Here is a 21,935-nt window from a genome sequence, read left to right as displayed (position 1 = left end):
CTTTTTGGTATTTAAGCTTCAGCATATTCTTCAGTAGGAGGGCAGGTACACATTAAATTCCTGTCTCCGTAAGCTTCATCGACTCTTCTAACGCTCGGCCAAAATTTGTTGTCATGTAAATGTTCCAAAGGATAGGCCGCTTTTTCTCTGGAATATGGAAGATTCCATTCGTCTGAAGTAAGCATATGTATAGTATGTGGTGCGTTCTTCAATACGTTATTATCATTATTGCCCGAGAGTTCATCAATTTCATGGCGTATGGAGATGAGCGCATCACAAAAACGGTCTAGTTCAGGTTTGCTTTCACTTTCGGTAGGTTCGATCATGATGGTCCCGGCAACCGGAAAAGAAACGGTAGGAGCGTGGAAGCCATAATCGATCAGCCTTTTGGCAATATCGGTAACCTCAATTCCTTTTTCTTTAAAAGGCCGGCAATCTACGATCATCTCATGCGCAGCACGACCTCTTTCACCAGAATAAAGCGTTTTATAATGGCCTTTTAGTCTTTCTTTGATATAATTGGCATTCAGAATGGCATATTCTGTAGCCTTTTGTAATCCACCGGTGCCCAGCATTTTTATATAGCCGTATGAAATAAGGCAAACGAGCGCAGAACCCCAGGGAGCTGATGAAATTGCCCCAATGGCTTTATCGCCACCTGTTTTGATCACCGGATTTCCGGGTAAAAATGGTTTTAGCTGCTCGGCCACGCAAATAGGTCCCACACCGGGTCCGCCACCTCCGTGAGGGATGGCAAAGGTCTTGTGAAGGTTGAGGTGACAAACATCAGCGCCAATTCGGCCCGGATTTGTCAAACCTACCTGGGCATTCATATTTGCCCCGTCCATATAAACCTGTCCGCCGTTCTCATGAATGATATTGGTGATTTCTCTAATCGCCGATTCGAAAACACCATGAGTAGAAGGATAGGTAACCATTAATGCGGCAAGATTATCTTTATGTTCGATCGCTTTTTCGCGAAGATCGTCTACATCGATATTTCCGTTTTCAGTAGCTTTTGTCACCACCACTTTCATACCGGCCATTACTGCAGAAGCGGGATTTGTACCATGGGCTGAAGATGGAATTAAACAAACATTCCTGTGACCTTCACCATTGGCTTCATGATAAGCCCGAATCACCATTAATCCGGCATATTCTCCCTGCGCACCTGAATTTGGCTGAAGGGAAGTTGCCGCAAAACCGGTAATTTCAGTTAGCTGTTTTTCAAGCTCTTTCAGCACGATCTGGTAACCTTCGGCCTGTTCTACGGGAACGAAAGGATGCAGATTTCCCCACTGCGGATTACTTAACGGAAGCATTTCTGAAGCGGCATTTAGTTTCATCGTGCAGGAACCTAACGAGATCATGGAATGATTCAGGGAAAGGTCTTTGCGCTCCAGTTTTTTAATATAGCGCATCAATTCTGTTTCTGAATGATACAGATTGAAAACCTCATGAGTTAGAAAATCGGTTTTTCTCTCCAACTTTTCAGGAATAGCCGATTTCTTTGAAATTTCTTCCACCGAAGATTTTTCCTTTCCGGCAAGTTCGGCAAAAACCGCGATGATCGCATCAAGATCATCGGTGGTTGTGGTTTCATTTATAGAAATACACACGCTGTCAGCATCAGGATAAAAGAAATTGATCTCATTTCTTTCGGCAATTTCCTTCAGTTTTTTAGAATCGGCTTTTAGATGAAGCGTATCAAAATAAGCTGAATTCAATTGTTCAAAACCAAGTTCAGCGAGCTTTTCCTCTAAAGTATTCGTATAAGAATGTACGGTATCGGCGATATAACGAAGTCCGTTTGGCCCGTGGTACACCGCGTACATTCCGGCCATTACAGCGAGAAGCACCTGCGCGGTACAGATATTTGAAGTCGCCTTGTCGCGTTTTATATGTTGTTCCCGGGTTTGAAGGGCCATACGAAGGGCGTTGTTGCCATCCATATCTTTACTCAGACCAATTATTCTTCCGGGAAGATTCCTTTTATATTCTTCTTTTGTAGCGAAATAAGCGGCATGCGGACCTCCATATCCCAACGGAATTCCAAAACGCTGCGTAGTTCCCACAACCACATCAACTCCCAGTTCACCGGGAGCCTTAAGTTTTACCAGACTTAAAATATCAGCTGCAACGGAGATTTTTATTCCTGAATTCTTACAATTTTCTACAAATTCAGCATAATCGAAAACCTGTCCGAATTTTCCCGGATACTGAATTAGTGCTCCAAAATAATCTTCAGAAAAATCAAATTCTTCATGATCTCCAACAACCATGTCAATCCCGAGGAATTTTGCACGGGTTTCCATCAAATTAATAGTTTGAGGAAGCGCCTGCTGAGAAACGAAAAATTTGTTTACATCATCTTTCTTTTGCTTGCGGTCACGAACAGCGTGAAGCAACGCCATGGCTTCAGCAGCAGCAGTAGATTCGTCAAGAAGAGAAGCATTGGCGATTTCCATGCCGGTAAGATCGCTTACCATAGTTTGAAAATTTAGCAAAGCTTCGAGACGACCCTGGGCAATTTCAGCCTGATATGGAGTATAGGCCGTATACCAGCCCGGATTTTCAAGTATATTCCTTTGAATAACCGCTGGAAGTATTGCCTGGTGATAGCCAAGGCCTATATAGGTTTTGAAAATTTTGTTCTTTTCAGAAAGTTTTTTGATATGTTCGGCATATTGATTTTCGCTCATGGCCCTGGGCAGGTCCAGGGGCTTCGAAAGTCGAATATCGTCAGGGATAGTTTCGTATATAAGCTGCTCGATAGATTCTACTCCAATAGTGTCCAGCATGTCCTGTAAATTCTCAGATTTTGGACCTATATGGCGCAGTGCAAAAGAATCTGTTCTCATTTAAATTTCAGTTGTGTTTTTGTGCTGCGAAAATACGTAATTTCAGTCTAAAATTTTACAATTTGAGCGACTTGTAGTTGTTAAGATTTTAAGCTGATTTGCAGCTTTTTTTTAATGTGTATTTTAGCCTGATGAAATTTTTAAAAACTCTCTTTGCTTTCTACATTAACAGCAGTGTACATGTAGCGCTGGCAGTAGTGTCTTTTACGCTTGTTTCTTTTCTTCAGGAAGGACGCGAATTCAACCGGGATCTCATCGCTTTTATTTTCTTCGCCAGCATCACGGGTTATAATTTTGTAAAGTATTCTGGGATCGCCAAATTACATCACCTTAGCCTCACCAGAAATTTAAGATGGATCCAAATATTCTCTTTTTTCTGCTTTCTCGGCCTTGTTTATTTCACTTTACAATTACAATTAAGAACCATTATTGCTACCGGAATTCTGGGACTTTTTACCCTCTTATATGCACTTCCGGTTTTTAGTAAAAAAAGAAATCTAAGAAGTCTTCCCGGGCTTAAAATTTTTGTCATTGCTGCTGTTTGGGCGGGAAGTACTGTAATTCTTCCTGTAATAGAAGCTGAAAAATTAATGGGGATGCACCTGATTTTGGATATGATCCAGCGATTTATGCTGGTGGTTGTGCTCACCCTGCCGTTTGAGATCAGGGATGTTCGATTCGATGAATCTGATCTGGATACCATTCCTCAGAAGATAGGGGTGAGAAAAACCAAAACCTTTGGTACTGTCCTGCTAATTCTGATCTTTTTTATTGAATTATTTCAAAAGGATTTTCAGAATATTGATTTTCTAACCTTAACTTTAATATTGATCATTTTGGGAATAATGCTTTGGAAGTCAAGAACTTTACAGCACCGATATTATGCTTCGTTTTGGGTAGAAGCAGTCCCTATTTTTTATTTTTTGCTGCTTTTTTTGGGTAAAGTAGTCTACTAAGAGTGCTGGCGGGATGTTTCTTCTTCAATTTGCTTTTTCCAGGCTTTTTTATGCTCTTCAGGGCAAGATTTTAAATGGGATTTTTTTAGAAGCCGGGTGAGTCTTTTATTCCTGGAAGTGTATTTTCTGCAGGCTTTGCAAAAAGCAAGATGAATTAGAAGTCGTGCTCTTTCCAGCGGTTTTACATCATCATACTGCGCTTTATCGCAATTACTGTTCGCTTCAGAGCAATCGATAAAAAATAACCTGCGTAATCGATTCATAATTAGAACCAGTTTTTTTCTAGACATTCGGCCAAAGCTGTTCTGGCCCTGTGAATAATAACCCAAAGGTTAGACGGCGTAATATTAAATTCATTACATATAGCTTCAGTATCTAAACCGTCAATTGTTTTTCTTCTGAAAATAGCCGCATGTTTTTCATTAATACTATCGAGACATTCCAGAATCGCGAGCCCCAGTTCATTGTTTTCCATTTCGTCTTCGGCAGTGCGGTCGCTCAAATCTGCTACCTGCTCTTCCAGCCATTCACCTTCATTGTAATCGTCAGAATAATCTATGTGAACTTCAGCTTTCCCTTTACGGGAATTTATTTTCCGATAGTAATCTATGATTTTTCTTTTTAATATCGAAATAAGCCAGGTCCTTTCCGAAGCCTCTCCCTTGAAATATTTAGCCGATTTAAGGCCGGCTAGAAAGGTTTCAGAAATAAGGTCATTGGCAACCTCCCGATCATTCACGCGAACGATGGTATAATTAAAAAGGTAGTCTGAATAGCGATCTACCCATTTGCTTGGATCTAAAGTGTTGGCAGGCATTTTTTTAACTCATCTCTCTATCAAAAGTAACAAAAGAAACACGACCAATAGTTATAGAAAGGATAAGTTTTTCTGATGAGGCCTGCGCTGACAGCTATTTTGAAATAAGGCCCGCCCTTCTTAGCAAAGCTTCGGGTTGAGGTTCTTTTCCGCGGAAGCGTTTATAAAGGATCATGGGATGCTCGGTTCCTCCTTTTGATAAAATATTTTCGCGGAATTTATCGGCGATATCCTTACTGAAAATGCCGTGTTCGGTAAAATATTCGAAGGTATCGGCATCAAGAACTTCAGCCCATTTATAGGAGTAATATCCGGCTGAATATCCTCCCTGAAAAATATGGGAAAAGGCGGTACTCATACAATTCGATCCTACTTCAGGAAATAATTTGGTAGGTGCGAAAGCCTCTTCTTCATGTTTTTTGACATCAGTTATACCGGTGGGATCTATACCATGCCAGCTAAGGTCCAGCATTCCGAAACTAATTTGTCTTACTGTTGCCATTCCTTCCATGAAATTAGCCGATTCTTTGATCTTTTGTATATAATCTTCCGGAATAGGCTCGCCTGTTTTATAATGTTTGGCAAAAAGCTGAAGCGATTCCTTTTCGTAACACCAGTTTTCAAGAACCTGGCTAGGGAGTTCCACAAAATCCCAGTACACATTTGCACCAGAAAGGCTTGGATAAGTTGTATTGGCAAGCATACCATGCAATGCATGTCCGAATTCATGGAAAAGAGTGGTCACTTCGTTAAAAGTTAAAAGTGAAGGCTCTTTTTTGGTGGGTTTGGTGAAATTGCATACAATAGAAATATGCGGACGCTCATTTTTGCCATTTTGAACTGACTGTTGCTTGTAAATGGTCATCCAGGCACCATCCCTTTTCCCGGGGCGTGGATGAAAATCGGCATAAAAAAGAGCAACGGGATAATCTAATTCATCGGTCACCTGGAAGGTTTTTACATCGGGATGGTATTTATCCACATCGTTCACTTCACTGAACTTCAGGCCATATAATTTATTGGCAACCATAAACACTCCGTCTATCACATTTTCGAGTTTGAAGTAAGGTTTCAGCTTTTCATCATCAAGATCGAAGAGTTTTTGTCGCAATTTCTCTCCATAATACGCAGAATCCCATTTTTGGAGCTGGTCAATTTCATCAAGATCTTTAGCGAAATTCTCCAGTTGTTTAAATTCTTTTTCTGCTGCTGGTTTGGCCTTTTCCAGCATTTCTTTTAAAAATGAATCTACTTTTTCGGGAGTTTCGGCCATACGCTCTTCCAGAACAAAGTGGGCATGAGAATTAAAGCCAAGCAGTTTCGCCCGCTGGTACCTCAATTTGGCAATTTTCAGCACATTTTCCTGGTTATCCAGTTCATCATTATGAAAACCACGAGAACCAAAAGCCAAAGCCATTTCTTTTCGAAGTTCACGGTCATCGGCATATTTCATAAAAGGCAGGTAACTTGGATATTCGAGCGTGAAAATCCAACCATCCTTATCTTTAGACTCTGCAATTCCCCGGGCTTCTTCTTTAAAACTTTGGGGAAGTCCTCCAAGCCTGCTTTCATCGGTGACTTGAAGTTCGTATCGGTTGGTTTCGGCCAGGACATTTTCACCAAATTTGAGCTTTAACTGCGATAATTCTTTGTCTATATCCCGTAATTCCTGTTGCTTGTCTTTCGGCAGATTGGCACCATTTCGGGTAAAGGCCTTATATTTTTTCTCCAGAAGGGTTTCTTGTTCTTTAGTAAGTTTAAGGGTTTCCCTTTGGTCAAAAACTGTTTTTATCTTTTCGAATAAAGCCTTATTCAGGATAACATCATTTTTAAATTCGGAAAGCAGGGGAGAGATCTCCTGAGCGGTTTTTTGAATTTGCTCATTGGTTTCAGCCGAATTTATATTGAAGAATATGCTGGTAACCCGATCCAGTTTCTGGCCAGAAAATTCTAAAGCCTCTATGGTATTTTTAAAATCTGGTGCTTCCTTATTCGAAACAATTTCATCTATTTCAGCTTTGGCCAGCTCGATAGATCTTAAAATAGCTGGTTTATAATCCTCGGTTTTTATTTTAGAAAATGGAGCGTAATCAAATTCGAAAAGTAGAATATTGTGGATACTCATATTGGTTTTCAATTGTTGTTTTTGAAGTATTTTTTAATGCAAATACTCTATGTTATGAATATTTTAACTAAATTAGCTGCTTTGATATTTGATATCCAACTTATTATAAGATAGTAGTTTGCAAGGTTCTGGTTTTATATTTAGAATGGTTAATAAATAATAAGTACAGATTTTCTTAGTTTACTACTCGGGACCGCCATCGGCGGTCCTTTTTTTTATTTTTTTACGGATTTAGCTCCTGCGATTACTTTTTCTTTAAGGCCTTCTTTATAGATCAGTATTTTATCCCGGACACATTTGTCAGAAGATCCTATGATCTGGGCAGCCAGGATTCCTGCGTTTTTTGCACCATCTAAAGCTACAGTAGCAACGGGAACTCCGGCGGGCATTTGTAAAATGGAAAGTACAGAATCCCATCCGTCAATTGAATTCCTCGATTTTACAGGGACACCAATTACCGGCAGCGGGGAAAGGGAAGCCACCATTCCCGGAAGATGAGCAGCTCCGCCGGCACCTGCAATGATCACCTGGATTCCTTTTTCGTGGGCAGTTTTGCCAAATTCGAACATCTTTTCAGGGGTGCGATGCGCTGAAACGATATCTACTTCTACTTCAATATCGAATCCCTCAAGAATATCGATAGCTTCCTGCATAACCTGTAAATCGCTGGTGCTGCCCATAATTACTGCTACTTTTCCCATTTTATTTCTGTTTACTAATGACTTTTATACTGTTTTTTACTTTTTCAGCGATTTTTCGTGCTTCAACAAGGTCTTTATTTACAATGGTGACATGGCCCATTTTCCGAAATGGTCGCGTAAGCTTTTTACCATAAATATGAGGTGTTACGCCATCCATCGCCATGATTTTCTCAATATTTTCATATTCTACTTCACCTTCATAGCCCTCAGCGCCCACCAAATTTACCATAATTCCACCTACTTTGCTATCGGTATTTCCCAGGGGAAGGTCAAGAATAGCACGAATGTGCTGCTCAAACTGATTGGTATAAGAGGCTTCGATACTGTAATGGCCGCTGTTATGTGGTCGCGGAGCTACTTCGTTTATTAAAATATCGTCGTCTTTGGTTTGAAACATTTCTACCGCAAGCAGCCCTACATGATCAAATGCCGCTGAAACCTTTTCCGCCAGTTTTCGAGCTTTTTCGGCTACATGCTCTTCAATTCGGGCCGGACAAATCACATATTCGACCTGGTTGGCAGTAGGGTGAAATTCCATTTCTACCACCGGGTAGGTTTTTATTTCTCCGGAAGGTCTTCTTGCTACTATCACTGCCAGTTCATTTTTAAAAGGGATCATTTCTTCGGCGATACATCCACCCTCAGAAAGATCGTTTAAATCTTCAATTTTCTTAATGACCGAAACTCCTTTGCCATCATAACCGCCGGTAGCGCTTTTCCAAACAAATGGGATTTTTAATTTTTCTTCCCTGACCGAATTCTTTAAATCTTGCAAGGAATCGAAAATCTCAAAATCGGCCGTTGGAATGGCATTTTTTACGTAAAATTTCTTCTGAATTGCCTTATTCTGGATCTTTTCAAGAGTTGCTGCAGAGGGATAAGTCTTTTTTCCTTCCTTTTCCAGTTGTTTTAGGGCATCTGCATTGACGCCTTCAATTTCGAAAGTGACAACATCAGCTTTTCGGCCAAAATCCAGAACCGTATCATAATCCATTAAATCTCCCTGTTGAAAATAATTACAGGAAATTTTGCAGGGAGCTTCAGCGCTGGGATCCAAAACCAGTGTTTGGATATCAAATTTTCGGGTTTCGTAGAGCATCATTTTCCCCAGCTGTCCGCCTCCTAAAATGGCTATTTTGAAATCGGAAGAAAAGTAATCCTTCATAAAAAGTCGGCTTTTTCGCAAAAATAACCTATTCATAATTTCTGCAAGGCATAATCGGGAAGAAATCAGGCTTTTGAGCTTAAAGAGATTCCTTATCTTTGCACCTTTAAAATTGATGATTTTGATCAAACTCCACGACCTCGAATTTGAGCCTTTTATATCAGAAGCCGAGATTACAGGCGCTATAGATAAAATTGCCAGTCAACTCAACAGCAATTTTGCCGGGCAAAATCCGGTTTTTCTTGCTGTGCTCAATGGCGCTTTTATGTTTGCTTCTGAAGTTGTAAAGCGTTTCCAGGGAGATTGTGAGGTAAGTTTTGTGAAAATGGGATCTTATAAGGGTACGGAGAGTACAGGTGAGGTGAAAACCTTATTGGGTCTCGACCATGATCTGAAGGGTCGTAAAGTGATTTTATTGGAAGATATAGTAGATACTGGTAACACACTGGTTGAATTGGATAAAATGCTGAGGCAGGTTGGTGCGGAAAGTTATCATGTGGCGACACTTTTTTATAAGGCGGAAGTCTATGATAAACATATTCCCATAGCTTTTAAAGGCATTGAAATACCTAATAAATTTATTGTAGGCTTTGGTCTTGATTACGACGGACTGGGCCGAAATCTTACTCAAGTATATAAACGCAAAGAAAATACAATGACAAATCTTGTATTGTTTGGCCCTCCGGGTGCAGGCAAAGGAACACAGGCCGCTATTTTAAAGGAAAAGTATGACCTGGTACATATCTCTACTGGCGATATTTTTCGGTATAATATTAAAAATCAAACTGAGCTCGGACTTAGTGCCAAATCTTATATTGACAAGGGCTTGCTTGTGCCAGATGAGGTTACCATCGATATGCTTAAAGCTGAAGTTGAATTAAACGAAGGAGCCAAAGGCTTTATTTTCGACGGATTTCCAAGAACTGAAGCCCAGGCCGAATCTTTAGGTGATTATCTTAGATCGAAGGGAACTGAAGTTCATGCAATGATAGCCCTTGAAGTGGAAGATGAAATTCTTGTGGAGCGCTTACTGGAAAGAGGAAAAACTTCAGGAAGGCCTGATGATGCTGATGAGTCGGTGATAAGGAACCGGATAAAAGTTTATTATAAAGAAACCGCGATTCTGAAAAATTATTATCAGAAACAGAATAAGTATTTTGGCGTGAATGGGGTAGGAAGCATTGAGGAAATCACTGAGCGTTTAAGCAATGTGATCGATAAGTTAATTAAATAGATTTATGACTGAAGGGAATTTTGTTGATTATGTAAAAATCCATGTTTTTTCCGGGAACGGAGGAAAAGGTTCTGCCCATTTACGACGCGAGAAATATATCGCAAAGGGCGGGCCTGATGGTGGTGATGGTGGCCGGGGAGGACATGTGATTGTTAAGGGAAACAAAAATCTCTGGACACTCTATCATTTAAAATTTAAAAGGCACGTGAAGGCTGAACATGGGGAGCATGGCGGGAAACAGCGAAGTACCGGTGCCGATGGTGCCGATGAATATATTGAAGTTCCTTTAGGAACAGTGATCCGCGATTCTGAAACAAACGCGGTGATTAAGGAAATCACTGAAGATAAACAGGAATTTATTGTTGCCGAAGGAGGAATGGGAGGCCAGGGAAACTGGCATTTTAAAAGTTCCACTAATCAGACTCCCCGCTATGCACAACCTGGAATTCCGGGAAAGGAAGTCGATATAACACTTGAATTAAAGATCCTTGCTGATGTTGGTCTTGTTGGGTTTCCGAATGCGGGTAAATCTACTTTGCTTTCGGTGGTAACCGCTGCAAAACCTAAAATAGCCGATTATGAGTTCACCACCCTTAAACCCAATCTTGGTATTGTGGAATACCGCGATTATCAGACTTTTGTGATCGCCGATATTCCCGGAATTATTGAAGGGGCTGCGGAAGGAAAAGGTCTTGGACATCGTTTTCTTCGTCATATTGAAAGAAATTCTACGCTCTTATTCTTGATTCCCGCAGATGCGCCGGATATTGTTGAACAATACAGAGTCCTTCTGGATGAGTTGAAACGATACAACCCCGAGTTGATGGACAAAGACCGATTGATCGCTATATCAAAAAGTGACCTTCTGGATGGTGAATTAAAAGCCGAACTTTCCCAGGAACTTGACAAAAAACTTCAACTTCCATATCTTTTTATCTCCTCTGTGGCACAAAGCGGCCTCACAGAGTTAAAAGACAAATTGTGGCAAATGCTGAATAAGGAGCCTGTTTAATTCCTGTTAAACAGCAGCTTTCTGGAACTGATTTTGCTTAATTTTAGTAAAAATAAGTTATGAAATTATTCAAATTCCTCGGGATATTATTCCTTTTATCCTCCTGCAATGCGCCTCAGGCAGTATATGATTATGACCAGCAGGTAAATTTTCAGAAATATAAAACCTATGCTCTTTTTCCCGATTTTAAAACTGGCTTAAGTCAGCTTGACGAACAAAGATTGATCAGGAGCATTGATGAGAAAATGCAGGCCAAAGGTTTTACGCGGGCTGGGGATCCCGGAATTTATGTTAATGTATATACTCAAACCTTTCAGGAAGATAACAGAAGTCGTGTTGGCATTGGAGTAGGAGGCGGAGGCGGAAATGTAGGCGTGGGAGTTTCAGGCGGAATTCCTCTTGGCCCCATGGATACAATTTTAAAATTAACTTTTGATTTTATAGATGTTGAAAAGGATAACCTGGTATGGCAGGCGGTGATTGAAAGTCCTTTTGATTTTAATGCGAGTCCTGAAAAAAGGCAATCTCGTTTTGATAAAATAGTGGAAACGGCTCTGGAAGGTTACCCTCCAAAAAAGTAAACTTAAGATATTTAAAAGAAAATAGAAAAGCCCCCGCCGACGGCGGGGGCTTTCACTTTTTGGTTGGTTAGTTAGTATCGAAAAATCTAATTTTCGTTTTCCATATCGTTCACGTCTTTTGTCCCATCAGAACTTTTTCTGTTGGATACCACAAAGACACTTCTACGGTTTTTAGCATATTGTGCTTCTGTACAAATACCTGGTTTGGTACAGTCATTAACCGGACGGTTTTCTCCATATCCTTCAGAAGTTAAGCGGCTTTTATCAATTCCGTGCTCAACCAGATACTTGACGGTGGAAGCAGCTCTTCTTTTGGAAAGTGCCATGTTGTATGCATCGCTTCCGCGGGCATCAGCATGAGATTCAACTTTCACTTTTATTTCCGGATTTTCATTCATATAGGTTACTACAGAATCAAGTACAGGTTTGGACTCAGGCTTGATAGTAGCCTTATCGAAATCGAAGTAAATTTTACTGCCGTCAATAGGAATAATATCCTGCCCGCTGGTCTCGTCGGTTACTACCGGAGCTTTGATCACTTCATTTTCCTCACGGGTGAACTGATAAAGATTGTCACTTCCTCTTCGGTTAGAGGCAAAGAATCCTTTTTCCTGGCCTTCCTTAATGACGAATGCGAAATCATCGTTACCGCTGTTAATAGATCTACCAAGGTTTTGTGATTCAGAAAAATCTCCTTCGCTTCTGTAAATATCCAGGTTACCAAAACCTTCATGACCATCTGAGGTGAAGTAAAGAACCCCTGCATCACTAATGAATGGGAATTGCTCCCTGTGAGGCGTATTTACTCCGGGGCCAAGATTTTGGGGAGTTCCGTAAGTTCCATCTTCGTTAACATCAACCACATAGATATCAAAAGATCCTGTGGTGCCTGGCATATCACTGGCAAAATATAGTTTCTTACCGTCGGCACTAAGGCTTGGATGTTCTACCGAGTATTCTTCACTGCTAAAAGGAAGTTTTTTAACGTTCGTCCATTTACCATTAACTTTTTCAGCACGATAGATGCTGATATTGGCGACGCGAACATCTTCTTCATTTTTCACCCTCTTATCGTTGGTACGGTCAAAGAACATAACAGTACCATCCTGATTAAATGTAGCAGAGCTTTCATGAGCATCTGTGTTGATCGCATCAGAAAAAAGGATGATGTCACTTACTTTTCCCGTACTGTCTATTTTAGCGTTGTAAAGGTCAAGAGTGGGAAGTTTATTCCACGGATAAATAGGTCGCTCCTGGTTTCTTGTTGAAGCAAAAGCCACGCGATCTCCATAGAATCCAATTCCGAAATCGGAAGAAGATTGGTTATTCATTACCTGGTCATACTTGAATTTATGAGGCACGGCGGTATCAAGTTCTTTCGAGAATTTCTCGAAATCCCAGTTTTTACCGGTGACTTCATTCATGTAATTATAGGCTTTCACATAATTTCCTGCAGCCATAAGGGCATTTGCATAGCGAAATTTATATTCCGCATCTATATTGCCTTCATGTCTAAGGAACAATAATTCATAAACTTCTGCAGCATTCTTCATTTGATTGGTAAAGAAATAAGAGTCTCCAAGGTTTTGAAGGATGTGCTGCGTTTTGTCATTAACCTTTTCATAAGCATCAGCTGCGTCAATGTATGCTGCCTGGGCAAAGTAACGATCTCCTTCCTTAACAGCAGACTTTTGTGCAAAAGCGGTGATGCTTATCAAAAGTATTAGAAGTGTAATATATATTTTTTTCATGTTAGTCGGTTTTTAGAAGAATCGGGGTGATTTGTCATATCCTTTTTTCAGGCCGAACAGGTCAAGATCAAATAAAAGCATGATCTCGTGTGAACCGTCCTGACTCAGGTCGTAGGTTGGATAATCATAAGCATAACCAACTCTAAGTGATGGTGTGATTTTGAAATTCACCAGTCCGGTAATACTCTTGTCGAACCTGTAACCAATTCCAGCTTCCAGTCTGTCATAAAGCAACACGTTTGCATTAACATCTACAGAGAGAGGTGCTCCCTGAACTCCTCTTAACATAAAAGAGGGTTTAAGTTTTGCATTGCTGCTTAGATCAAAAACGTAACCACCGGTTAAGAAGTAATGTACTGCTTCTACACCAAGTTTTTGCAAACTAGAGTTGTTTTCGATGTGTTTCGAGGTGAAAAGGTTGGGAGCAGAAATACCTAAATAGTGATGATCTCCAAACCAGAAGGCTCCCACACCAAATACGGGGAAAATTTCATTCTGATTTTCAAAGGCGGGATCATTAGGATTATTAAGAACCACCCCTGATAGGTTAGCATCCCAGGTTGAAAGACCGGCTTTGGCACCAAAAGAAAGTTTAGTGTTTTCGCTGGCGGGAATCACATATGCAAAATCTGCAGTGATATTATTTTCTTTCACCCAGCCGCCTATTTCATCATGAACGACGGTAAGGCCAAGTTCTACTCTTTCGCTAACTGGAGTATGGGCGAAGAAGTTGAGGGTGCGCGGAGCACCATCAACATCTACCCATTGAGTTCTATATATCGCCCCCATGTCCAGCATACCAGGATCATCGGTAGCATAGGCCGGGTTTACCACACTCATGTTATACATGTACTGAGTGAAAAGCGGGTCTTGCTGAGACATACCTTTTATTGAGAAAAGGATAATCCCTGCGAATAATAAATATTTTGTGATTAATTTTTTCATTGCTTTCTCTTGTTTATCCTTTTATTATCTGCTTAAGTATATTTTTCCTCTTTTTGGAGGGGTGACCCCATCGTTAAAGTCAAGTAGGTAAAAATAAACTCCCACAGGTAAAACGTCATTGCCTAAAGCCCCAGATTGGTTTGAAGTTCCATCCCAATTTGGTGTGTTGGCGCCTCCTTTATATACCAGATCTCCCCAACGGTTGTGGATTTTAATGATATAATTTGGATAGTAACGTTCGATATGCTCGATAACAAAGGTGTCGTTTTTCTGATCACCATTAGGTGAAATACCTTCAGGGAAAACTAATGGACAATTTTCAATGGTTACTGTAACTTCAAGTCGCTGTGAACTTTCACAATCTGTAGCCGGATCATAAAGGGTAGCATAATATTTACCACTCTGAAGAGCCGTTGAAGTATTTAAAGGATCTGTACTATCAACAGATGCATACCATGTAACATTGGAAGTTTGATCTACTGCTGAAGAAAGATCAGCAACTTTTGGATCATCATATTCGCAGAATGAAAGACTGGCATTATCGATTGTTGGCGTACCGGGATCGTTTATAGTTACAGTGAATTCTGTAGCGTCAGATTCGCAACCGTCTTCAGATGTTCTTTGTGTAACATAATAAGTTCCACTTACCAGTTCGTCTGTTTCCAGAACCATTGTTTCCAGAGTCGCATCAGTATAGAAAGTCAGATTTTCACCTTCTTCCATAAGATTAGCACCTGTTGGAGACTGGATTGCACAGAAGGAAATATCATTCACATCTGGCGCATCTGGAGCCGGACTAATATTTAGCTGGAACTCTGCTGTGTCATCTCCGCAATCATTTGTCGCAGGAACAGTATACACAACGGTAGAGTTATAAGCTGCAGGATCTAATTCAGAAGGAATAATTTCTCCATTTGCGATCACTTCGTCTGTTTCTTTAAAAGTGAATGTACCATTTTGATCAGCATCTACCGAAACATAATCGGTAAGGAGATTAATGGTGGTTGAATCATTAGAACAGGCAGTGATATTGGAACCTTCTCCGGCATTTGCAGCATCTAAGAATTTAACTTGTAAAATCGCTGAATCTGAACACGCACCACTATTATTACTTACCATATAAAAGAAATTATAAATGGTATCGCTATCAAAATCTGAAGGTATTATCTCTTTATCTACTGTATTTCCGTTCACGGTGAACTTTCCGCCTGACTGTGCATCAGCACTTAGTAAGGTTGATAAATCGAAAGTATCCAGATTTTGACAAACTTCTTCGGGTTCCGAAGTATCTGCTCCGGCATTAGGAACTGCTCTCACATTCAATTTAAATACTGCCTTAGCATCACCACAATCATTTTCTGCTTTAACGGTGTATATAATATTATAAACCTTAGGTTCCAGATCAGAAGGATCTATTTCTCCATCTACAATAACTTCTCCTGTTGATTCAAAGGTGAATGTTCCAGTTTTATCAACTCCTTGATCTAATTTCGAAAAGAGTTTTAAAGTTCCTGAATTCTGACAAACATTTAAAGTTTTTGCACTACCAGCGTAAGCTGATCCCAGAACTGTAATATCAAAAGTAATAGAATCTGATCCGGTTACACAGCTTGCTTCTTCGTCTAAGATGTAGGTAATGGTATAAACACCTTCTCCTTCTTCTCCAGGATTAAAAGTTCCTTCATCATATCCTACAAATCTTCCAAAGTCAGGATTAGAACCAATAAAATCGGTTAAATCTTGAATTCCTGCATTTTGACATATAGGATCTGGATCTTCAACTTCAGTTAATTCCGCAACAATATTATCCCGTATTACTATTGAAAGTTCAACTGAGTTATTACAGGGTTCATTATTTAGTGAATAAACTGTGGTTAAAGTTGTATCACCATTGTTATAATCCTGAATGATTGTTGGGATATCCGGATTAAAAGATCCGCCTTCTGTTGGAACATCATTATCGATTAAACCTAAATAATAAGCGGTAAGAGCATCTTCGGTGAAGAAATTTTCATCGATATCTTCTCCACAAATTATTTTCGGTTCTACCGGAGCAATTTCTATTCCCTCAGTTATTGTAAAGGTAATTGTAGCCATATCATTACCGATAGTACATGGGTCTGAATCTGTGTCCCCATTAACTGTATAGGTAAAAGAATGGTCTCCTGTTGTTTCAGCTGAAGGATCAAATTGGCCATCTGTAATAGTAAGATTATCACTACTAAATACTCCTCCAGATGTTGCTCCATCACCTAAATATGTACTTAAGTCCTGAAGATCATCAGTAGAACATATAGGGTTTTCCATATTCTTATCTCCTCCGGCACTAACTACAGTGTTTGGAGTGATGGTGACAGAATAAGTGGCCGAATCTGTACAATCACTATTACTTACTGTGTAAGTAGTTGTGAAAGTTGCCGGAAATTCAGTAGTACTGCCATATTTAGTTAAAAGAGTGATTAAATTGTCTCCTGTGAAATCGCCATCCGGAGTAATATCCAAGCTAAACTCGTCAAGAAGAGCTGATGGATTTGTTAAAGCCGTAGCTGCTATAGCCTCAAACTCGGCTTTACAAAAACTAAACTTTCCACCAGGACCTGCATTTGGTGCTTGATTAACATTAATAGTAAAAGTTGTTGACGCGGTTGTAGTAACACAATCTGTTTCGGGAGATACTGTATAAGTTATATCATATGAACCAACACCTTCTTCAGAAGGGTTAAAAGTAGCATCGCCTACCTCGGCATTGTCACTTGAAAATGTTCCTACTCCATAATCTCCGCTTAAAAAAGTATAAAGATCAAGATCAGTATCTTCATTAGAGCAAAAAGTATCACCAGTTCCAGTTCCGGCATCGGCAGGAATAGCTTTTATAACTGTAAGTGTGGCTGTCGCCATTGCGGGAGCACAAACCCCATTGTCTACAGTGTACTCTGTTGTAAAGTCTTCAGAAGGATCTGTGATGCCGTCATTGTAATTAGTGATTAAAGTATTTAATGGCGGATTAAAGCTACCACTGGCATCATCTGTTCCAAGAAGTTGCAGATAGTAAGTTTTTAGACTGGCTTCATTGGCAAAGATACCTTCAGCATCAACATCTGTTTGGCACATTTCATCAGAATTGGTAGTGCCTGCATTATTTTCAGGAAATACATTTAAGGTTGCAGTAGCGCTTTTTTCACATCCATCATTATTAACGGTGTATTCTATTGTATATGTCTTAGGAAAATTATTATTATCGATATCATTACTAAGAGTGGCAATAAAGTCTGAGATACCTGGAGTGAACTCTCCGTCAGTATCTAATCCAGTGCCTCCGAGATACGTCCTAATTGCTGTTTCAACAGCATTAATGTTAGACGCAGCAAGAGGAACTAATGGTGCAAGTTCTGTAATACAAACATCTTGTTCTTTATCTGTTCCCGGATTTGGATCTGCAGCAACAGTGACTCCTAAGATTACAGAATCTTCACATCCATTAGAAAAGGATACGGTATAAGTAGTTTCATAATATCCCGCTTTAGTACCGTCATTGTAATCTGCAACAATTTCGGTTAACGTAGCCATATCGAAATTTCCTGTATCAGGCACATCGTTTGATGTGTCAGAATCATTATTATATTCCAATAAGCTCAGGAAATAAGCCCTTGCATTGGTTTCGTTGTTGAGTTGAGAATCAGCATCAGAAACACAGAGCGTATTATCGGTATTATCCGGTCCTGCGTCAGCAGGCAATACAGTGAAAATGACTTCAGTTCTTTCACTCTCGCAAGGAGGCCCATCAGAGGGCTTAACCTGGGACACATAATAAGTTGTACCATTTTGGACAAGGTCATCATCGGCAAGGTTAGGTTCTGAAGTGGGCGTGTCGTACCATAAGTTTTTATCTCCTTGTACATATTGTGACAGCTCACCTAATGTTGTTCCTTCACAAACTTCATCTGGAACAGTTTCGGTAGGTGCACTAAGTTCTACAGGTTCAAATCTTACCGGTTTGCGTTTAGACTGGCATCCGGTGCCTGCATCATAATATCCTGCATAATAATTGCCCACAGAAAGCGGGTCTGTATCAGCCAGGGGCGTTGCGTTACGGTCATATCTGCTTGAAAAAATTTCAAGAGTGTAACCCGAAGGGGCTGGTGCCGCATCAATAGCTTCTTTTAGATCAGCAATAGTGTATGGGCCGCCCCCGGAGCAGGGAGTAAAGAAATCGTCCTGAACTACTGGAGTGGCAGGACCTGTTATACTTACTGTTACTGAAGGTCTTGTGAAACCTGAATCAGTACAGTCAGGTGAATCTGCGAAATAATCTTCGCCATCCTGGAGAATTCTATCAATAGGTAAAGCGGTTGAAGAAGTTGCTTCTGCATACCACTTAACATTGTCTCCATTTGCCTTCAGATCAGCAACTGTAGATAAGGCATTACAAAAGCTTTGGCTTGAGTTGTCTACAGTTGGACATGCTTGCCCGTAGATCGAGGGCAAACTTCCGATGAGTAAAGTTAAGGTCAAAAGGTAAAATATCTTACCCTTAAACCTTAAAGTAAAATTTTGCATAGGCTAGGTGTTAAATTCAAAAAATTAGGATTAGGTTAAACTCATTAAATGTTGCACAAATATGTAAATAATTTTTAATATGCTACGTTATATGGGCTACTTCTTTAGATTTTTTAATACTGAATTTTCTTCAATACTTAAAAATTTCTGAAAGAACATGATAAATTTAAGAAAATTTTAATTATGAACCTGAATAATAAGTACTTCATCGTCATTTTCTGTCTTTTTACGGTGAATATTTTTGCGCAATCTCAGATTGTAGAAGCGGAAAAATTGTTGAATAATGGAGAAATAGAGGAAGCAAAACAGATTTTTCTCCAAAATGACCAGGATGAAAAGGCCAGGGAATACCTTGGAGACATCGCATCTTTTCAGAAAAACTGGGATCAGGCTAAAGAATATTATAGGGACCTGGTTAAGCAAGAACCTGAAAACGCAGTCTATAATTTCAAACTTGCAGGTGCTTTGGGTATGAAGGCCTATAATACCTCAAAGTTTCAGGCAGTTTTCATCATCGGCGATGTAAAGAAATATTTTCGCAAGGCCGCTGACCTGGATAAATCGTTTGTTCTGCCCCGAAGGGCACTGGTTGAATTGTATATGGAGCTTCCCGAAATAATTGGGGGAAGCCGTACCATGGCTGAAAGTTATGCGCATGAACTTGAAAATATCAATCCTTTAGAAGCTTTGCTGGCTCAGGCATATATCTATAGAAAATCTGATTTTAAAGAACTGGCGAAATTGAAATATGAAGAAGCTATAAAAACCGCCCTTAAAAGACCAAATCTTATCACGCGAAATTATTTAAATTATGAACTTGGCGAAGCTTCTGCCTGGTACAAAATCTATCCTGAAGCGGGAATTGATTTTCTGCATAAATATTTGAAAGAATATGGATATAAAGATTTGAATTCTCCTGCCTGGGCATATCTTCGGCTGGCTCAGATCCAAAAATCTCAAAATAACAGCGCAGAAGCCTTGAATATGATTAACAAATCACTGGAAGTAGATCCCGGATTTGAAAAAGCCATTCAGGAAAAACAGAAAATACAACAGATGTGAGCTATTGAATCCATACTGCAAGCCTTATATTTGCGCAAAATTTTTATATGAGAATCCATTTTATTGCGATAGGTGGAAGCGCCATGCACAGTCTGGCAATTGCGTTGAAAGAAAAGGGTGATGAAATCACGGGAAGTGATGATGCTATTTATGAACCTTCCTATTCAAATCTTAAATCTCACCATATTTTACCGGCAAAAATGGGCTGGTTTGAAGAGAATATATCCGAAGATATCGATGCTGTTATTTTAGGAATGCATGCCAGGGCCGATAATCCTGAACTGCTCAGGGCTAAAAAACTCGGATTGTCCATATATTCTTATCCTGAATTTCTTTTTGAGCAATCTAAAGATAAGACACGTGTGGTTATTGGTGGCTCCCACGGAAAAACCACTATCACTGCGATGATCCTTCACGTGATGAAATATCACGAAAAGGAAATTGATTATATGATTGGCGCTCCGGTGACCGGAATTTCAAATTCTGTGCACCTTACCCGTGAAAATGATTTTATGCTAATTGAAGGCGACGAATATCTTTCTTCGGCGCTGGACCGCAGGCCTAAATTCCATCTCTATAAACCCAATATCGCGCTTTTAAGCGGAATTGCCTGGGATCATATCAATGTTTTTCCTTCTTATGAAAACTATGTGGAGCAATTTAAAATCTTTGTCGATTCTATTGTAAATGGAGGTATTCTCGTTTATAATGAAGAAGATGACGAAGTTAAAAATATCGCTGTTTCAACCCAGAATCCCATTCGAAAACACCCTTACAGCACTCCTGCTTATTATACCGAAAACGGAAAAAGTATCCTGGAAACTGCAGAAGGCGATCTCCCTCTTGAGATCTTCGGAAAACATAATCTGAATAACCTGTCCGGTGCAAAGTGGATTTGTCAGCATATGGGAATCGATGAAGATGATTTCTATGAAGCAATTGCCAGTTTTAAAGGAGCAGCCAAACGTTTGGAAAAATTAGCAGAAACTTCTTCCGCCGTAATCTATAAAGATTTCGCTCATAGTCCTTCAAAAGTAGCTGCCACCACTGCGGCTGTTAAGGAGCAATTTCCCAACAGGAAAGTAATTGCATGCCTGGAATTACATACCTATAGCAGCCTGAATTCCGAATTTTTGAAGGAATATCGGGGCACTTTAAATATGGCTGATGAGGCTCTTGTTTTTTATTCTCCTGAAGCGATCGAAATAAAAAAGCTGGAACCTATCGGTAAGGAATATATTGTAGAATCTTTCAGGCATAAAAATCTTAAAGTTTTTACCAATAGTGAAGATCTAAAACGAAGCCTGGAAAATACCGATTTTAATAATTCAGTATTGCTGCTTATGAGCAGCGGCAATTACGGAGGTATACAAAATGAAGAGTTTAAAAACTTGATTTAAAATTCTTTGGACTGTAATTTATTAAATCATTTCATGTCTTTGTTTATCTTTATTTTTATATGAGCAAGGACAAAGAAAATCTTAGTATCAAAAAGTGGGCTGAAGACGACCGGCCTCGTGAAAAACTGCTTCAAAAAGGGAAGTTAAGCCTCAGCGACTCTGAGTTGATCGCCATTCTTTTAGGTTCAGGGAGTAAAAATGAATCGGCAGTAGAGCTGAGTAAAAAGATTCTTTCTTCGGTCCAGAATAATCTTAATCAATTAGGAAAGCTTTCCGTTCAGCAATTGTGCAAATTTAAAGGCATTGGTCCTGCCAAGGCGGTAAGTATCGTCGCTGCAATGGAACTTGGCAGAAGACGCAGGCTGGAAGAAGCGCTGGAACAAAAGAAAATTAGTTCAAGTAATTCAGTGTTTGAGATCATGCAGCCGTTAATTGGGGAATTGCCTCATGAAGAATTCTGGATTCTATACCTTAATAACAGCAATAAAGTAATAGAGCAATTTCAAATAAGCAAAGGAGGAATAACCGGCACCTTAGTGGATGTTCGCATCACTCTAAGAAAAGCTCTGGAACTTGGCGCTGTTTCTATAATTTTGGTCCATAATCATCCTTCTGGAAACCTTAAAGCCAGCGAAGCCGACAAACAACTCACAAAAAAGTTAAAAACGGCTTCTGAAAGCCTTGACATCAAAGTCCTGGACCACATTATTGTGACCGAAAAATCATACCTTAGCTTTGCAGACGAAGGTCTGCTCTAACCAGGATTGC

At 39.9% G+C, this 21,935-nt stretch carries 16 protein-coding genes; 7 read left to right on the top strand and 9 right to left on the bottom strand.

Annotation, left to right across the window (positions count from 1 at the left end):
• Window positions 1-11 precede the first annotated feature (11 nt).
• The gene (gene gcvP, locus C7S20_RS02275; RefSeq protein WP_107010960.1) at window positions 12-2,861 is read right to left on the bottom strand and encodes an aminomethyl-transferring glycine dehydrogenase; all 2,850 of its coding nucleotides are present in this window, start codon (window positions 2,859-2,861) and stop codon (window positions 12-14) included.
• 131 nt (window positions 2,862-2,992) lie between these two features.
• On the opposite strand from gcvP, the gene C7S20_RS02270 reads away from it, so the two are divergent.
• The gene (locus tag C7S20_RS02270) at window positions 2,993-3,817 is read left to right on the top strand and encodes a UbiA prenyltransferase family protein (protein ID WP_107014064.1); all 825 of its coding nucleotides are present in this window, start codon (window positions 2,993-2,995) and stop codon (window positions 3,815-3,817) included.
• On the opposite strand, the gene C7S20_RS02265 is transcribed toward C7S20_RS02270, so the two are convergent.
• The 5 genes from C7S20_RS02265 to C7S20_RS02245 all read right to left on the bottom strand — a co-directional run bounded on the left by C7S20_RS02265 (window position 3,814) and on the right by C7S20_RS02245 (window position 8,625).
• Window positions 3,814-4,080: a hypothetical protein gene (locus C7S20_RS02265; protein ID WP_227009079.1), complete on the bottom strand. Its 267-nt coding sequence runs from the start codon at window positions 4,078-4,080 to the stop codon at window positions 3,814-3,816. The genes C7S20_RS02270 and C7S20_RS02265 overlap by 4 nt on opposite strands.
• Window positions 4,081-4,082: 2 nt before the next feature.
• Window positions 4,083-4,634: a sigma-70 family RNA polymerase sigma factor gene (locus tag C7S20_RS02260; RefSeq protein WP_107010958.1), complete on the bottom strand. Its 552-nt coding sequence runs from the start codon at window positions 4,632-4,634 to the stop codon at window positions 4,083-4,085.
• A gap of 94 nt (window positions 4,635-4,728) precedes the next feature.
• Window positions 4,729-6,759, bottom strand: a complete 2,031-nt coding sequence (locus tag C7S20_RS02255; protein WP_107014063.1) for a M3 family metallopeptidase — start codon at window positions 6,757-6,759, stop codon at window positions 4,729-4,731.
• Between the two features lie 215 nt (window positions 6,760-6,974).
• Window positions 6,975-7,460: a 5-(carboxyamino)imidazole ribonucleotide mutase gene (gene purE, locus C7S20_RS02250; protein WP_107010957.1), complete on the bottom strand. Its 486-nt coding sequence runs from the start codon at window positions 7,458-7,460 to the stop codon at window positions 6,975-6,977.
• 1 nt (window position 7,461) lies between these two features.
• The gene (locus C7S20_RS02245) at window positions 7,462-8,625 is read right to left on the bottom strand and encodes a 5-(carboxyamino)imidazole ribonucleotide synthase (RefSeq protein WP_107010956.1); all 1,164 of its coding nucleotides are present in this window, start codon (window positions 8,623-8,625) and stop codon (window positions 7,462-7,464) included.
• A 121-nt stretch (window positions 8,626-8,746) separates the two neighbouring features.
• Here C7S20_RS02245 and C7S20_RS02240 point away from each other — a divergent pair, with 121 nt between their 5' ends.
• The 3 genes from C7S20_RS02240 to C7S20_RS02230 are packed head-to-tail and all read left to right on the top strand — an operon-like array spanning window position 8,747 to window position 11,452.
• Complete coding sequence (locus tag C7S20_RS02240) at window positions 8,747-9,859, top strand: adenylate kinase (RefSeq protein WP_107014062.1); 1,113 nt, start codon at window positions 8,747-8,749, stop codon at window positions 9,857-9,859.
• A 4-nt stretch (window positions 9,860-9,863) separates the two neighbouring features.
• Window positions 9,864-10,871 carry a GTPase ObgE gene (gene obgE / locus C7S20_RS02235; protein ID WP_107010955.1) on the top strand — a complete coding sequence of 336 codons (1,008 nt, stop codon included), beginning with the start codon at window positions 9,864-9,866 and terminating at the stop codon, window positions 10,869-10,871.
• A gap of 59 nt (window positions 10,872-10,930) precedes the next feature.
• Entirely contained in the window at window positions 10,931-11,452 is a 522-nt protein-coding gene (locus C7S20_RS02230) for a DUF4136 domain-containing protein (RefSeq protein WP_107010954.1), read from the top strand.
• Between the two features lie 86 nt (window positions 11,453-11,538).
• Here C7S20_RS02230 and C7S20_RS02225 read toward each other — a convergent pair whose 3' ends face one another.
• From C7S20_RS02225 to C7S20_RS02215, 3 genes are read right to left on the bottom strand one after another with little or no spacing between them, the layout of a single operon-like run.
• Window positions 11,539-13,203: an OmpA family protein gene (locus tag C7S20_RS02225; protein ID WP_193510787.1), complete on the bottom strand. Its 1,665-nt coding sequence runs from the start codon at window positions 13,201-13,203 to the stop codon at window positions 11,539-11,541.
• A 12-nt stretch (window positions 13,204-13,215) separates the two neighbouring features.
• Complete coding sequence (locus C7S20_RS02220) at window positions 13,216-14,148, bottom strand: PorP/SprF family type IX secretion system membrane protein (RefSeq protein ID WP_107010953.1); 933 nt, start codon at window positions 14,146-14,148, stop codon at window positions 13,216-13,218.
• Between the two features lie 24 nt (window positions 14,149-14,172).
• Entirely contained in the window at window positions 14,173-18,705 is a 4,533-nt protein-coding gene (locus C7S20_RS02215) for a T9SS type B sorting domain-containing protein (RefSeq protein ID WP_107010952.1), read from the bottom strand.
• Between the two features lie 183 nt (window positions 18,706-18,888).
• Between C7S20_RS02215 and C7S20_RS02210 the strand changes: the two genes are divergently transcribed.
• From C7S20_RS02210 to radC, 3 genes are read left to right on the top strand one after another with little or no spacing between them, the layout of a single operon-like run.
• A complete protein-coding gene (locus C7S20_RS02210; RefSeq protein WP_107010951.1) occupies window positions 18,889-19,767 on the top strand; it encodes a tetratricopeptide repeat protein in 879 nt (292 codons plus the stop codon).
• A gap of 47 nt (window positions 19,768-19,814) precedes the next feature.
• Window positions 19,815-21,167, top strand: a complete 1,353-nt coding sequence (locus C7S20_RS02205) for a UDP-N-acetylmuramate--L-alanine ligase (protein WP_107010950.1) — start codon at window positions 19,815-19,817, stop codon at window positions 21,165-21,167.
• A 59-nt stretch (window positions 21,168-21,226) separates the two neighbouring features.
• Complete coding sequence (radC, locus tag C7S20_RS02200; protein ID WP_107010949.1) at window positions 21,227-21,925, top strand: RadC family protein; 699 nt, start codon at window positions 21,227-21,229, stop codon at window positions 21,923-21,925.
• The last annotated feature ends 10 nt before the right edge of the window (window positions 21,926-21,935 follow it).

Origin of the sequence: Christiangramia fulva (genome assembly GCF_003024155.1) — a bacterium.
GTDB lineage: Bacteria > Bacteroidota > Bacteroidia > Flavobacteriales > Flavobacteriaceae > Christiangramia > Christiangramia fulva.
The sequence above is the reverse complement of the archived record's forward strand: the minus strand, read 5'-3'. Positions and strand labels throughout refer to the sequence as shown.

Coding starts and splice junctions, on each gene's coding strand:
- gcvP (WP_107010960.1), bottom strand. CDS start 2,861: ATGAGAACAGATTCTTTTGCACTGCGCCATATAGGTCCAAAATCTGAG.
- C7S20_RS02270 (WP_107014064.1), top strand. CDS start 2,993: ATGAAATTTTTAAAAACTCTCTTTGCTTTCTACATTAACAGCAGTGTA.
- C7S20_RS02265 (WP_227009079.1), bottom strand. CDS start 4,080: ATGAATCGATTACGCAGGTTATTTTTTATCGATTGCTCTGAAGCGAAC.
- C7S20_RS02260 (WP_107010958.1), bottom strand. CDS start 4,634: ATGCCTGCCAACACTTTAGATCCAAGCAAATGGGTAGATCGCTATTCA.
- C7S20_RS02255 (WP_107014063.1), bottom strand. CDS start 6,759: ATGAGTATCCACAATATTCTACTTTTCGAATTTGATTACGCTCCATTT.
- purE (WP_107010957.1), bottom strand. CDS start 7,460: ATGGGAAAAGTAGCAGTAATTATGGGCAGCACCAGCGATTTACAGGTT.
- C7S20_RS02245 (WP_107010956.1), bottom strand. CDS start 8,625: ATGAAGGATTACTTTTCTTCCGATTTCAAAATAGCCATTTTAGGAGGC.
- obgE (WP_107010955.1), top strand. CDS start 9,864: ATGACTGAAGGGAATTTTGTTGATTATGTAAAAATCCATGTTTTTTCC.
- C7S20_RS02230 (WP_107010954.1), top strand. CDS start 10,931: ATGAAATTATTCAAATTCCTCGGGATATTATTCCTTTTATCCTCCTGC.
- C7S20_RS02225 (WP_193510787.1), bottom strand. CDS start 13,203: ATGAAAAAAATATATATTACACTTCTAATACTTTTGATAAGCATCACC.
- C7S20_RS02220 (WP_107010953.1), bottom strand. CDS start 14,148: ATGAAAAAATTAATCACAAAATATTTATTATTCGCAGGGATTATCCTT.
- C7S20_RS02215 (WP_107010952.1), bottom strand. CDS start 18,705: ATGCAAAATTTTACTTTAAGGTTTAAGGGTAAGATATTTTACCTTTTG.
- C7S20_RS02210 (WP_107010951.1), top strand. CDS start 18,889: ATGAACCTGAATAATAAGTACTTCATCGTCATTTTCTGTCTTTTTACG.
- C7S20_RS02205 (WP_107010950.1), top strand. CDS start 19,815: ATGAGAATCCATTTTATTGCGATAGGTGGAAGCGCCATGCACAGTCTG.
- radC (WP_107010949.1), top strand. CDS start 21,227: ATGAGCAAGGACAAAGAAAATCTTAGTATCAAAAAGTGGGCTGAAGAC.